The sequence below is a fragment of the Reichenbachiella sp. genome (assembly GCF_965223055.1).
Taxonomy (GTDB): Bacteria; Bacteroidota; Bacteroidia; order Cytophagales; family Cyclobacteriaceae; genus Reichenbachiella.
The window spans coordinates 62574-76721 of the sequence record NZ_CBDCVM010000002.1 but is presented as its reverse complement, the minus strand read 5'-3'; the positions used below and the strand labels follow the sequence as shown (position 1 = coordinate 76721).

Sequence of the window (14148 nt, the reverse complement as noted above, 5' to 3'; positions counted from 1 at the left end):
AAAGTAAGGGAACTCGGTAATTAAAACAGAAGTCAGAAGTCGGATGTCAGAAGTTTTTTATTGCCAACTTCCGACATCAAGCTTCAGACTCCTTTCATTTGTGTAATTTTATTGCCGAATCATGGAGACCAAATTTATCAAGCTCTACGAGGAAAATCCAGATCCTCAAAAAATTGACACCATTGTAAAAACATTGGAAAATGGAGGGGTTATCATCTATCCAACCGATACAATTTATGGTATGGGCTGTAGTATTTTTAACACCAAGGCCATTGAAAAAATTAAAAGGCTGAAACAGATCAAAGGAAAGACTAACTTCTCCTTCATCTGTTACGACTTGAGTCATATTTCAGAATACACCAAATCGTTACCTAATCCAGTATTCAAACTGATGAAAAAGGCATTGCCTGGTCCATTTACATTTATTTTAAATGCCAGCAATAAAGTACCCAAGCTATTGAATGCTTCTAAAAAAACTGTCGGTATCAGAGTGCCTGACAATAATATTCCTAGAGAGATTGTCAATAGTCTTGGCAATCCAATAATTACTACTTCTATCCACGATGATGATGAAGTACTAGAATATTCAACAGACCCCGAACTGATCTATGAAAAATATAACGGATTAGTGGATATAGTCATTGATGGAGGATATGGAGAAGTTGTAGCCAGTACCGTGGTCGATTGCACCTCTGACGAACCGGAATTGGTAAGAGAAGGGCTGGGCGATTTGAATGAGCTTCTATGAGGACAATAATAGAAAGCCAATACTTTCCCTGCCTCGAATATTTTAGTTTGATCAAAAATCGAAAAGAAGTTTGGGTCGAAACAAAAGAGCACTTCGTCAAGCAAACCTATCGGAATAGATGCTATATACTCGATGCTAACAGGGTGCTTCCATTAGCCATTCCAATGATCGGCGGCAACAAAAAAATACCCATGGACGAAATCAAAATCGACTATGGTCAAAAATGGCTCAACCAACATTGGCGAGCGATCATTTCAGCTTACAATAAATCCCCATTTTTTGAATACTACGAGCCCTATCTCCACAGTATTTTATTCAAAAAACATGAAACACTTTTGGCACTCAATAACGAAGTGCTGACATTCTGTCTCAAAGTTCTCCAAATTGACACCGAGATAAAATACACATCCACCTATGAAAAAGGGCCATTCGACGAAACGGAGGATGTTCGTTCGCTCATCCACCCAAAAACAGATTATATTTGTCGGAAGTATTTCACCCCTATCCCTTATCAACAATTGTTTGGTAGCAAATTTGCTGCAAACCTTAGTATTCTGGATTTGCTCAGTTGTGTTGGGCCGGATTCGAACAAATACTTATAATTTCTAAAGTCAGGAAACGATTCGTTTAATTATTTCGTTTTTGGATTAGATTTTAGGATATTAAAATTTATTTTTACTACACACAAAGTAGCATATGGAGGCAAAGTTTTCAAATAGGGTAAAGGAAGTCATTTCGTTAAGTAGAGAAGAGGCGTTAAGACTAGGACATGATTATATCGGAACTGAGCATTTGATATTAGGCATGATCCGTGAAGGTGAGGGTGTAGCAGTAAGTCTATTGAAGAAGTTAGGCGTTTCTCTGGATGAATTGAGAGCTTCCATAGAAAAAGCTACCAAAGGTTCTGCCACTAACAACGTAAAGAACCTCGCTAACATTCCATTGACCCGACAATCTGAAAAGTTTTAAAAATTACCTATCTCGAAGCAAAAATCTTTAAGAGCCATTTGATAGGCACTGAGCATTTGTTGCTTTCAATATTGAGAGATGAAGATAATATCGGTACACAGATTCTAGACAAATTTGATGTAGCCTACGACGTAGTGAAAGAACTACTAGAATATCAAACCGAGCACCCGATGGGCTCGTCCGACACAGACGAACCTGATGAAGATTCTTCAAGACTCTTTGGGTCTGGTAGTGGTGCTGGTGGAGGTTCATCATCAAGCAAAGAATCTGCGAAAGGTGGTGACAAATCCAGAACACCTGTGCTTGATAATTTCGGTCGAGATTTAACTAAGATGGCTGAGGAAGATGCTTTAGATCCTATCGTCGGCCGTGACAAAGAAATAGAGCGTGTAGCTCAGATTTTAAGTAGAAGAAAGAAAAATAATCCTATTCTGATTGGGGAACCTGGTGTTGGTAAAACTGCCATAGCAGAAGGACTAGCCCTTCGTATCATTCAGAAGAAGGTATCACGTGTTTTGTTTGGCAAAAGAGTGGTTACACTCGATTTAGCCTCACTTGTAGCAGGAACTAAATATAGAGGACAGTTCGAAGAAAGAATGAAGGCTGTCATGAACGAGATTGAAAAATCTCCGGAAGTAATTTTATTCATTGATGAATTGCATACAATTGTTGGAGCAGGTGGAGCCTCTGGCTCTTTGGATGCTTCCAACATGTTTAAACCAGCACTTGCCCGTGGAGAAATCCAATGCATCGGAGCTACTACACTGGATGAATATAGACAGTATATTGAAAAAGATGGGGCTTTGGCTCGTAGGTTCCAAATCGTAATGGTAGACGCCACTACACCGGATGAGACCAAACAAATCCTAAACAATATTAAAGACAAGTACGAGAGCCATCACAATGTAAACTATACGGAAGAGGCCATCGACGCTTGTGTGAATTTATCTGATCGTTATATCAGCGACAGATTTTTGCCGGACAAAGCCATTGATGTAATGGACGAAGCTGGATCGAGAGTTCACATCAACAATATTTATGTCCCTGACGAAATTGTGAGCCTGGAAGATGATATCGAAGACATCAAGGTCCAGAAGAATCAGGTAGTGAAAAGTCAAAAGTACGAAGAGGCAGCGCAGCTTCGTGACAAGGAGAAGAAACTTATCGAGCAGTTGGAATTGGCTAAGGCCAAATGGGAAGAAGAGACTAAATCTCAGCGATTCACTGTAAATGAAGAAAATGTAGCTGAAGTAATCGCTATGATGACTGGCGTACCGGCCAAACGTGTCGCTCAAAAAGAGAGCAATAAGTTGCTCGGCATGAAAGGTGATTTGAAGAAAAAAATCATCGGTCAGGACGAAGTCATCGAAAAATTGGCAAAAGCGATCCAGCGTACCAGAGTAGGCTTGAAAGATCCAAAGAAACCAATTGGTTCATTTGTATTCTTAGGCCCTACCGGTGTAGGTAAAACAGAATTGGCGAAAGTACTTTCCCAATACTTGTTCGATAAGGACGATGCGTTAGTAAGAATCGATATGAGTGAGTATATGGAGAAATTCTCTGTATCGAGACTCGTAGGAGCACCTCCGGGATACGTAGGCTACGAAGAAGGCGGTCAGCTGACGGAGAAAGTTAGAAGAAAGCCATATAGTGTAGTGCTTTTGGATGAGATCGAAAAGGCTCACCCAGACGTATTCAACATCTTGTTGCAAGTGCTCGATGACGGTATTCTGACTGATGGTTTGGGTCGAAAAGTCGATTTCAGAAATACAATCATCATCATGACTTCTAATATCGGAGTACGCGACTTGAAGGACTTTGGTGCTGGCATTGGATTCATGAACAAGAACAAAAAGGACAATCTGGATGAGGTGATGAAGTCTACGATTCAAAGTGCTTTGAAGAAGACGTTCAGTCCAGAGTTCTTAAACAGATTGGATGATGTGATTACTTTCAACTCTTTGGAAAGAGAGCACATTCACAAGATCATCGATATTACTTTGGATAGCTTGCTCGAAAGAATCATCGACTTGGGCTACAACATCGAATTGACAGACAAAGCCAAAGACTTCTTGTCTGAAAAAGGCTATGACTCTCAATACGGTGCCAGACCACTAAACAGAGCGATTCAAAAGTATTTGGAAGATCCGATTGCTGAAGAGATCCTGAAAGGTGAGGTATCTGAAGGTGAAACGCTAGTGGCAGATCACAAAGCGAAATCAGATGAGCTAACCATTTCGGTAAAGAAGAAAAAAGCTTCTAAGAAAGAGAAGAAGGAAGAAGAGTAACCACGTCATTTCGAGTGACGGAGGAGGGAGAAATCCCCCGACAGCAGCAGTGCAGCTGGAGATATCTCCCTTTGGTCGATATGACGAAGATAAAAGAGCGCAGGGTTATGAATCCTGCGCTCTTTTTTTGTTCACTCATTTAATGACGTTAAGATCTCTCTCTCGATACTTATAGGGACCGAGATGACAAATCATAAAGACACTCATAATTCTATTGTCATTTCGAACGATCCGACCGAGGGAGTGGTGAAGTGAGAAATCTTATTGAGCTTCTCAGTCACAAACGGAACGAGTCACGCATCACAGATGCGCCAGTCAGGGGTTACACGTCAGTTAGCATCTGTCAATTTTTCAAGTAGTTGATCGGGATCTGATCTGTTGTCCCAAATCACAAGGAGTTTAATAAAGTCTTTTTTATTGACATAAAACAACGATATTGATTTGTGAATTACTAGTTTCCTAAAATCAGTATGTTCATATACAGGGCCGAGTTCAGGGTTATGTTGAATTTGCCTGATTCGATATTCAAGTTGGTCTAGAAAATTCTCTCGAACTTGTTCGTTCCAAAAGTCAAGAATAAAATCAGAAGTTTCATTAAAAGTTTGTTTGGCCGTTTCGGTCCATCGAACTTCTTTCATTTCAAGATGTCTCGAACTGATGTATGAACAGTTAAACTATTATCAGGTTCCGCCTCAGCAATTTTCAAGAGTTGAACAATGGCGTCAGGAAGATTGTCAAGTGATAATTTCTGAATTCCGGCAATTTGATCAAGAACTAATTCATCTTCTAAATTTGCAATCCAGTTAATAAGCGATATTTTTTTCTGTTCGAGAGTCATCATATAAAGTTAACGAATTTCACGGTCTGAAGATATAAACATCACCCTTATATGCAATGCTCTTTTTCCACCTAGCCTCAATTCTTCAAAACCAGCTCAATACCCCCCATTATACTTCCTGGTAAACCACTCTATAGACACCAAAGTCAGTAGCACAAACAAAATCCACTTCAAATGTATGACAGGAAAAATATCTTCCTGGGTGTGGATGATACCTTGGAGTTGGAAATTGTCGATGTCGGTAAGAGGGGTCTGCGTGTCTGCGTAGAACTTACCCTCCGTATTGTAGGCCAGTTGGCGAAGTAGGTTGAAGTCTGCTACCTGATCGAGCTCTTCAAGCTGGAGTTCTTTAACCGAAAATTTGCCGAAGACTGTTTCTGGCTTATCGTTGAGGGTGACCTTGGCTTGGTAGTTATATAAACCCGGTTCGAAATTAGCCGCTTCCAGACGGGAATATGCAGAACTTGGCGTGAAGTTGTATTCTTTATTGAATCCATCCTCATTGGAAACCATCACCTGCACCGCTTCACCATATACGCGCTCATATATCTGATTGTAGATTTCTGCATGAAACTTTACGGTCTGATTTTCGAAGTAGGTATTGCTCTCTGGGTAGAACTTAAACTTTCGTTTATCCACTTTGGTACTCAAGTACTGGATGGTCTTGAGAAATAAATCATCGAACGTGGCAGTACCATCGGCAGTAGCAAACTCTTGCATGCGCCATTTCCAAATGCCGTCGGCCAGCAGATAAGCAGATTTCTCAGCATTCTGCTCTACGAGATAAAGCAGCGGTTTATCCGTTTGGATACTTCCTACTCGCTGATACAATAAAATCTCCGCATGCGCTGGGACGGTAGCTTCGCCATATGGCACACTCACCGGCGGAAAGCTGCTGAAATTTTCACGAGCTTCTTCAGCCAGTGAAAACAAATTGAAGTCATCGTTTAGCGCCCCAAAGACCATGTCTCGTTTGGCTCCTTTCTGGCGAAAAGTAAATAGCTCTTCTGTTCTACTCGCCATTAAAATATTAGATCTTCCTCCAAAAATGAGCAATGCAGGTACGCCTTGTTCTCTTTGCTTCTGTACGGCTTCGTTAGATTGTTTGTATCGGCTATAGGCCTGATGTGAAATGACCAAGTCATATTTATCCTCCTTGAGCTCATTCACGCCAGGAATGTAAGTGGTCAATTCATAGTTTTGATTTTTTTCTACAACTGCCGCCAGCGTCTTGATATCTGGGTGCGGCGTAGGTGCTACGAGTAAAATTTTTTGTTTGCCATCTACCACATCCACAAAAATCCTTCGGAAGTTGTTGGAAGTCACAGCCTCCCCTTCTAAAACTTTCAATCGTAGGTCTAGCTGCTGCATGCCATTTTCACTTGCTTCTACTTCCAGTTCCACTCTGTTGAGTCCTTCAGCATTATTCAATTCTATATTTTCAGTAGCCAATACCTTTCCATTGCCCCGTATTTCCAATCTCACCTCCTTGCCAGCAAAGCCGTGATTGACTACCTCCGCTACTACTGGAAACTTGTTGCCTTGATAGGCCAGCTTGTTGTACAGCACATTTTGTAATACCAAATCTTGCTTTTGTAGGGTGTCTCCTACGCCTATGGCATAGACTGGGTAATTGTATGAAAAAAATGCTGGTGAAGTGCCTTGATTGTATTTCCCATCCGAAATGAGGTACACGCCCCCTAAGTTCATCCCTTCATAGCTCGACTGCAAGTCTCTCAGCCAGCGATCGAGGTTTGTGATTTTTTGATCAAATGAAATTTGACTGAGTGCTGGTGTTTTCCCTTCCAAGGCATGAATAAAAACCTCATAATTCTTAGACTCCAATTTTTGTTTGAGTTGACCAGCATCTGCTAATAGTTGTTGTTGCTGAACGGAATCCATTCCCTGGATCATAGAAGTAGAATTGTCGACTGCGATAACAAACGACGGCTGCTCTACCTCATTTACCATCTGATTAAGTAATGGATTAAGAAGCAAAATCATCAAGGAAAATAGGAGCAAAAACCTTAATCCATTAAGCAACCTGTTCGTCAGGCTATTCCATGGTGCTTTTTTGGTGTAAACCAAATAGGAAATCCCTGCTGCCAAAAGCAAGCAAAGTGGCACGTACCAAATGGATTGTTCAAAGGTTAATTCTGGCAATGGATCGACTTATGATGGAAAGTGATTCTACGAAAAAATGAAGATAATGATTGAGACGGGAAAAGAAAAGGGAGTGAGCTCCTAATCTGAAACGGCCTCATCTCATAAGTAATTAATTCCGTCATCGCAAGAGAAACGAAGCGATCTTAATATCGATTCAACAATTTAAGATAAGATTGCTTCACGCTGTTCGCAATGACGGTACACTTATGAGATGACAATAATAGTTAGCAACTTCTTACGTCAACATCGCACCATCCACCTGGATCACTTGTCCAGAGATGTATGTCGACTGGTCTCCGCCTAAGAATACGCAGCAGTCTGCTACTTCATCTGGCTGCCCCCCACGCTTCATTGGGATGGCATCTCTCCAACCTTGTACAGTTTTCTCATCCAAGGCATCTGTCATATCCGTTTCGATAAAACCAGGAGCTACAGCATTGCATCTGATGTTTCTAGAACCTAACTCCAAGGCCACAGACTTAGTAAACCCGATGATACCTGCTTTAGAAGCTGCATAGTTGGCCTGCCCAGCATTTCCTTTCACACCTACTACAGAAGTGATATTAATGATAGATCCAGCTTTTTGTTTCATGAATGTACGAGTGGCTGCTTTCACCGTATTGAAACAAGATCTCAAATTTATATTGATCACATCGTCCCACATATCTACGGTCATTCTCATCAAGAGATTATCCTTGGTGATACCGGCATTGTTGACCAAAATATCCAGGCTACCGAAGTCAGCTACCACGTTGCTTATCAATTCTTCTGCTGCAGCAAAATCAGAAGCGTCAGAACGGTACCCTTTGGCTTGCACGCCTTTGGCTTCCAATTCTTTCACTAGTGCTTCTCCTTTTTCTACACTAGACAAGTAGGTAAAAGCCACGTTAGCACCTTGTTCGGCATATTTCATAGCGATGGCACGCCCGATACCTTTAGAAGCACCTGTCACCAAAGCTGTTTTTCCTTGTAATAAACCCATGTTTGATTTGATTTGTAACTCGTTAGATTTTCTTAAAGCCTCAAAAGTAATCGCTTTCGCTAAATGTGCCTTATGGAGCGACAAAATATTGGAAATCAACCTTCAAAACGAGAAACAAAAAACCCCACGAGCCAATGCTCATGGGGTTACTTACTACTCCACTCACCTTATCTTTAAACAGCCGCTGACTCGAGTTCTTTGGCTTCTGGAAAATCGATAGGAAATTTTGCAGAGCCATAGAGATAATTACTAATTGTCTTTTCGCCAATCAATAAAATAGTATCTACTAAATTCTCTTTGGAATACCCTGCAGCAAAAAAGGCATCTATGGTAGACTGCTCAGGTTTACTTCTATTTATTACAGCACTTTTTACATATTTGGTCAAAGCATCAAGTTTAGCATCAAATGAAGCCTCTCCCGTTCTGATTTCCAGAATTTCCTCTTCAGTAAAGCCATTCATTTTTCCGATGGCCGTATGCGCTGCTTTGCAATAATTACAATTATTTACTTCACTCACTACCAGATTCACTACTTCCTTTTCTTTGTTGGTGAGCGAAGATTTTCTCCCTGCCAAAGTCAGATAGTCACCGAGCGCATTTTCGGAATAAGTGAATGTCGCATACAAATTGGGTACAAATCCTACCTGACTTTTCAAATTGTCAAAAATCGTTTGATTGTTAGCTGATACTTCATCTCTTGAGGGTACGTTAAAACTTTCCATTTTTCGTTTGTTTATGATTTAAAATTTTAATTTCTAATCATATAAACTGGATAGTCCCTCTTAGGTAATTGGTGATTATTCCTGAATGATTGTCGATTTTTCCCGATGGTCATTTCTAAATTCAACCGGTGTCAGGTTTGTGCATTTCTTAAACAACTTATTAAAGGAAGACACACTATCAAACCCAAGGTCAAAAGCGATCTCTTTAGCTGTTTTATTAGTTTTCAATAATTGACGTCTGGCCTCTATGGCCACTCTTTCATGAATTATTTGCAAAGGCGATTGGCTTCCGTGTTGTCTAAATACGTTGGACAAGGTTTTCGGAGATTTAAACATCAAATCGGCATAGTCCGACACCTGCTTCAGTGTTTTGTAATGTTCGTCTACCAATACATTAAACTTCCTAATAGTCTCTGAGGCATCATTGGCCACTGAAACACCAAGGGTTTGTACTCGCGCCAATCTCGTACATTTAATAATTAACCTTTTCAACAGCATTTGCAGCATCTCCCCTTGTATGTTGTCCTTGTTTTGAAATTCGTCTTCAAATACATCCAGTAAGGTCTTCAAACTGCTCTTCTCCTTTTCATCCAGAGAAATGATTGGCAGATCTCTTGCTCCCATAAACAACAACCCATTACAAGAGACTTCATGGTCATGGTCTTTGATACAATAAAATTCACGGTTAAAAGATATCACTGTGAGGGCGGGCAAGGGCTTCTGAAATTCGACCATATGTAGGTAGGTGACCGTCGTAATTTGATCGGGAGCAAGAGAAATAGTCGCACCATCCACATCAAAAATCACCGGACTATTACCTCGATTCCACAGAATATGAATCAATCCTCTTTGGATACTCGCATCTTCAGTAATGAGCCCAACATTATCGGTCATTCGAAGCAAGGCATTGAGTTGATGGTCTTTATAATCGAAATACATCTTTGCTGTTTCCTTCTTAAACACATCTTTTCAAAATTGGTTCTCTGTTTTACTCTTTCTTCGAATTTCACTTCGATACCACTTGAATGGAAGTCTGACCAAATGAAACATTTTGTTTGTATATCAGTAAAAAAAGCAGGATTTTAGCACTTGACTCCAAAAGTCAGCTATTAGAAAAAGTGAAAATGCTCAGCAAGAAATTTACAGATACCGCGATCAACGCACTGATCATCGTTATGATGGTCTCGTTTGTGATTTCCGATGTATTTCCAGACTACTCTCTAGAGCAACAAACGGTTAATATGGAGGAAGCGGATTTAGATGGTGAAGAATCCAGCGAAGAAAAAAAGGAGAATTCCGAACAAAAGGAAAAATTCCAACAAAATATTTCCCATGCTCATGGGTTATTGTTTGAATCACAAGATTGTAGAAGTCATTTATCCAATGACCTTTTACTCCAAGAACTTTGCCTACCGGTAATCACGCCTCCACCCGACCAATTGACTTAAGACTATCATAGTCTTCACACAACCTTAAACTTTAAGTCAATTGTTCTAACAGACTCAGTGAGTCTTTTCAAAAATGCATCATGAAGAATTCAGATAATCAAGGATTTTTTAGTCACTTAGGTAGTGACTTCCCGGCCAGTTTGGTCGTATTTTTAGTAGCCGTTCCATTATGTTTAGGAATTGCTCTGGCGTCAGGAGCACCGTTATTTTCAGGTATTATTGCTGGTATAGTAGGTGGTATTGTAGTCTCTCTAATTAGTAAATCTCAACTCGGCGTAAGTGGTCCAGCTGCCGGACTAGCAGTTATCGTGCTTACAGCTATTGGAGATATGGGGAGTTTTGAAAACTTTCTAGCAGCAGTTGTCATTGCTGGTATTTTCCAAGTACTACTAGGTGTATTCAAAACTGGTGTATTTGCATATTACCTTCCTTCCTCAGTCATCAAAGGAATGCTCTCTGGTATCGGCGTTATCATTATTCTCAAACAAATTCCGCATGCTTTTGGCTATGACGCGGATCCAGAAGGTGATTTAGATTTTTTCCAACCAGATGGTCACAATACGTTTTCTGAATTGTTCTACGCATTGGAAAATATCACGCCAGGAGCATTGGTGATTAGTACTATTGGCCTAGCTATATTGATCCTTTGGGAACGCCCATTCATGAAGAAATTTAGTTTCACCAAGATTGTCAATGGACCATTACTAGCAGTTGCCACTGGCATAGGCCTTAATGTAATTTTTGAAGGAAATGAATTTTTCTCACTTCACGGCGAACATGTAGTAAACATCCCTGTAAACGAGAGTTTGGGAGACTTTTTCGGGCAGTTTACGACTCCAAACTTTGCCGTATTAGCTAATTACAAAACTTATACTGTCGCATTAACTATTGCTATCGTGGCAAGTATAGAGACACTTCTTAGTGTTGAGGCTACTGATAAAATGGACCCAGAAAGGAGAATCACACCTACCAATCGTGAACTCATTGCCCAAGGTGTTGGTAATTCAGTTTCAGGTTTGATTGGTGGGTTACCAGTAACACAGGTAATTGTAAGAAGTTCTGCCAATATTCAATCAGGTGGTAAAACGAGAGCATCAGCGTTCTTCCATGGTATCATGCTTTTGGTTTGCGTAATGGCCATCCCGCATGTATTAAACCTTATTCCTCTGGCTAGTTTAGCAGCGGTATTATTGGTAGTAGGTTATAAACTGGTGAAGCCGTCGATTTTCAAGGCGATGTACAAAACTGGGCATTCTCAATTCTATTCATTTATTGTTACTATCATAGCCATTGTGTTTACCGATCTATTGACAGGTATTGGACTTGGGCTTGCTGTAGCCATGGTGTTTATCCTCTGGAACAATTTCAAGACTCCATATCACTTCGATCCAAACGAAATCAAAGAAGGCGAGCCGATCAGAATTGAGTTGTCCGAAGACGTGAGCTTTTTGAACAAAGCAGGATTTATTAAAACATTTGGTCTATTGCCTAATAATTCTCATGTGATCATTGATGCAACCAGAACAAAGGACATTCACTGGGATGTACTGGAGGTAATTGAAGACTTTAAAATTAATGCCAAGTCGAAAGACATTAATCTAGAACTAGTTGGCTTTGATGCACACCTATCCATCTTAGAATAGTGGTATGAGGTTATTGTCTCAATAAACAGGAACAAGTATTTATAGCATTGTCTTTTCTTCACATTTGAACAAAGGACAATGCTTTTTTTATGCCTTCCCTGCTAGTTTCCTGGCTCTTTTTTTCTCCTTGTAAAATGCTTTGGTTGCGATATAAAGTACTTTTTCCACTTCAGCATAAACCTTTCCTTCGGCGTCCACCAGATCAACCTTGAGCACATAGTCTTTTTCATTTTGCTCCTCAATTTCAGATTTGATCTGAAGTACAAATTCTTTTGTAATCAAAAATTCTGCATAAAGGGTAGTATTCCCTGGCCGTCTAAAACGAATGGATGCATTCTTGTCCCATACCACATATTCTTTTCCTAAAATATTAATCAATTGTACCATATAAATGCCATCCACGCAGCTATACATCGATCCTCCATAAATAGTGCCTACATAGTTTCTGGTTTTGTAGTTGAGGGGCAACTTTATTTTGGTATAATAAAAATCATCACTGGCCTCGATCATTCTTGCTCCCGTCCTTCTAAAACCAGGAAAGAGATTAAACCCAAGTTTAAACACTCTTCCTCTGCCTAATATATCACCTAGCAAGTAAAGTAGTTTTTCCATATTCAAAGATTAAAACAATTTATACGAATGTTAGAAACTTTGGATGTTAAAACCAAAAAAAGCCTCTCAGAGCTTAATCCAAGAGGCTTTCACTAAGTCAAACAAAATTTCTTTTTACCAGAACATAGCGTACAGTGCAGCTGTAATAATACAAATTGCGAAAGCCGCGATATTAAAAACTGGGCTTGTATTAAACAGTCCCTTATGCAAGTCAATACCCTTTTCGTCATCCTGTCCTTTATTTTCTCTGTGACTGACAATAGCAATTACAATCATAGTACCCAGTGCTGTTAGGCCCATCTGGTTCATGAATGGAATTCCCAGTGCCGGGCTCTTCAAAGCAATGGCCATTGGCACAGATAAAATTGCACCCCATATAGCCGCTTTATTAGTTGTTTTCTTCCAGAATAGACCTAATAAGAATACCGCCAAAATACCTGGGCTGACAATACCTGTATACTCCTGAATGAACTGGAAAGCTTGATCTATTCCTCCAAGCAAAGGAGCCATAATACACGCCACGACCAATGCAGCTCCAGCAGTCAATCTACCCGTAGAAACCAACTGCTTCTCAGAAGCGTTTTTGTTGATGTATTGCTTATAAATATCCATGGTGAAGATAGTAGAGGTAGAATTTAGCATAGAAGCCAAAGACGATACCACTGCTGCTGCCAAGGCCGCAAACGCCACGCCTTTCAGTCCTGCCGGCAATAGCTGTAATAACCATGGGTATGCCTTGTCAGATGCACCGGCACCCGGAAGATTCATTTGACCTGCTTCTCCCAACCTAGCCAAGATCTCAGGGTCATTTACCATGACATAAGCGGCGATACCAGGGATCACAACTATGAATGGAATGATCAACTTCAATCCAGCTGCCAAGGCGATTCCTTTTTGAGATTCTTCTAGCGACTTGGCGGCCAAGGTTCTTTGGATGATGTACTGATTGAATCCCCAGTAGTAGATATTAGCTACCCACATACCTCCTACGAGCACCCAGATACCAGGTAAGTTTTTAAACTCAGGATTAGATTTATCTAAAATCATATGGAAACTATCCGGAGCTGCTGACATCAGATGACTAAATCCTGCCATCACACCAGCGCCGTCTGATACTACATCCAGCGCCAAATAGGTAGTAACTAGTCCACCTAGCACTAAGAACACGACCTGAATCACGTCGGTCCATGCAACGGCAGACAATCCACCGTACAACGAATATGCAGCTGCAAAAAGCCCCAACCCTATGACACCATACATCATTGGAATCCCCATAATGGTTTCAAGTGCCAATGACCCCAGATACAACACAGAACTTAAGTTCACAAATACATACAACGCTATCCAAAAAACAGCCAATATGGTTTTGAGATTAGTACTGAATCTTTTTTCAACAAATTCAGGAATGGTATAAAGTCCTTTTTCAATGAAAATTGGGAGGAAATATTTACCTACAATAATCAAAGTAATTGCTGCCATCCATTCGTAGGACGCAATAGCTAATCCTAAGGCAAATCCCGATCCTGACATGCCGATAAACTGCTCCGCTGAAATATTGGCAGCAATCAGAGAAGCTCCTATGGCCCACCAGGGAAGTGATTTACCTGCTAAGAAATAATCTTCAGCGTTCTTTTCATGTCCTTTTTTGTCTCGTGAAACAAAAAGGCCTACACCCAAAATGACCGCACAATAGGCAGCGAAAATGATGAAATCTAAGGTTGAAAAATTCATA

At 40.4% G+C, this 14148-nt stretch carries 12 protein-coding genes and 1 pseudogene; 5 read left to right on the top strand and 8 right to left on the bottom strand.

Annotation, left to right across the window (positions count from 1 at the left end; all coding sequences use genetic code 11):
- Window positions 1-121 precede the first annotated feature (121 nt).
- The 3 genes and pseudogenes from ACOQO5_RS00370 (at window position 122) to ACOQO5_RS00360 (ending at window position 4005) form a co-directional block, all read left to right on the top strand.
- Window positions 122-748, top strand: a complete 627-nt coding sequence (locus ACOQO5_RS00370) for an L-threonylcarbamoyladenylate synthase (RefSeq protein ID WP_420579687.1) — start codon at window positions 122-124, stop codon at window positions 746-748.
- Window positions 745-1350 (top strand): WbqC family protein, encoded by a 606-nt coding sequence (locus ACOQO5_RS00365; protein ID WP_420579686.1) that lies wholly within the window; start codon window positions 745-747, stop codon window positions 1348-1350. The genes ACOQO5_RS00370 and ACOQO5_RS00365 overlap by 4 nt, the downstream gene beginning before the upstream one ends.
- 94 nt (window positions 1351-1444) lie before the next feature.
- Window positions 1445-4005: pseudogene (locus tag ACOQO5_RS00360) on the top strand (ATP-dependent Clp protease ATP-binding subunit).
- Window positions 4006-4334: 329 nt separating this feature from the next.
- Here ACOQO5_RS00360 and ACOQO5_RS00355 read toward each other — a convergent pair.
- From ACOQO5_RS00355 to ACOQO5_RS00330, 6 genes are all read right to left on the bottom strand, one after another.
- Window positions 4335-4643, bottom strand: a complete 309-nt coding sequence (locus ACOQO5_RS00355; protein ID WP_420579685.1) for a type II toxin-antitoxin system RelE/ParE family toxin — start codon at window positions 4641-4643, stop codon at window positions 4335-4337.
- Window positions 4640-4846 (bottom strand): hypothetical protein, encoded by a 207-nt coding sequence (locus ACOQO5_RS00350; RefSeq protein WP_420579684.1) that lies wholly within the window; start codon window positions 4844-4846, stop codon window positions 4640-4642. The genes ACOQO5_RS00355 and ACOQO5_RS00350 overlap by 4 nt, the downstream gene beginning before the upstream one ends.
- Window positions 4847-4939: 93 nt before the next feature.
- The gene (locus tag ACOQO5_RS00345; RefSeq protein WP_420579683.1) at window positions 4940-7006 is read right to left on the bottom strand and encodes a VWA domain-containing protein; all 2067 of its coding nucleotides are present in this window, start codon (window positions 7004-7006) and stop codon (window positions 4940-4942) included.
- A gap of 238 nt (window positions 7007-7244) precedes the next feature.
- On the bottom strand, window positions 7245-7991 hold the full coding sequence (gene fabG / locus ACOQO5_RS00340) for a 3-oxoacyl-[acyl-carrier-protein] reductase (RefSeq protein ID WP_420579682.1): 747 nt from the start codon (window positions 7989-7991) through the stop codon (window positions 7245-7247).
- Window positions 7992-8164: 173 nt separating this feature from the next.
- On the bottom strand, window positions 8165-8713 hold the full coding sequence (locus tag ACOQO5_RS00335; protein ID WP_420579681.1) for a carboxymuconolactone decarboxylase family protein: 549 nt from the start codon (window positions 8711-8713) through the stop codon (window positions 8165-8167).
- Window positions 8714-8788: 75 nt separating this feature from the next.
- Window positions 8789-9676, bottom strand: coding sequence for a helix-turn-helix domain-containing protein (locus ACOQO5_RS00330; protein WP_420579680.1), 888 nt, complete (start codon window positions 9674-9676; stop codon window positions 8789-8791).
- Between the two features lie 161 nt (window positions 9677-9837).
- Between ACOQO5_RS00330 and ACOQO5_RS00325 the strand changes: the two genes are divergently transcribed.
- Window positions 9838-10161 (top strand): hypothetical protein, encoded by a 324-nt coding sequence (locus ACOQO5_RS00325; protein ID WP_420579679.1) that lies wholly within the window; start codon window positions 9838-9840, stop codon window positions 10159-10161.
- Between the two features lie 80 nt (window positions 10162-10241).
- On the top strand, window positions 10242-11804 hold the full coding sequence (locus tag ACOQO5_RS00320; RefSeq protein WP_420579678.1) for a SulP family inorganic anion transporter: 1563 nt from the start codon (window positions 10242-10244) through the stop codon (window positions 11802-11804).
- A gap of 87 nt (window positions 11805-11891) precedes the next feature.
- Here ACOQO5_RS00320 and ACOQO5_RS00315 read toward each other — a convergent pair whose 3' ends face one another.
- Both ACOQO5_RS00315 and ACOQO5_RS00310 read right to left on the bottom strand, forming a co-directional pair.
- A complete protein-coding gene (locus ACOQO5_RS00315; RefSeq protein WP_420579677.1) occupies window positions 11892-12416 on the bottom strand; it encodes a DUF4442 domain-containing protein in 525 nt (174 codons plus the stop codon).
- A gap of 114 nt (window positions 12417-12530) precedes the next feature.
- Entirely contained in the window at window positions 12531-14147 is a 1617-nt protein-coding gene (locus tag ACOQO5_RS00310) for a sodium/sugar symporter (protein ID WP_420579676.1), read from the bottom strand.
- Window position 14148 lies beyond the last annotated feature (1 nt).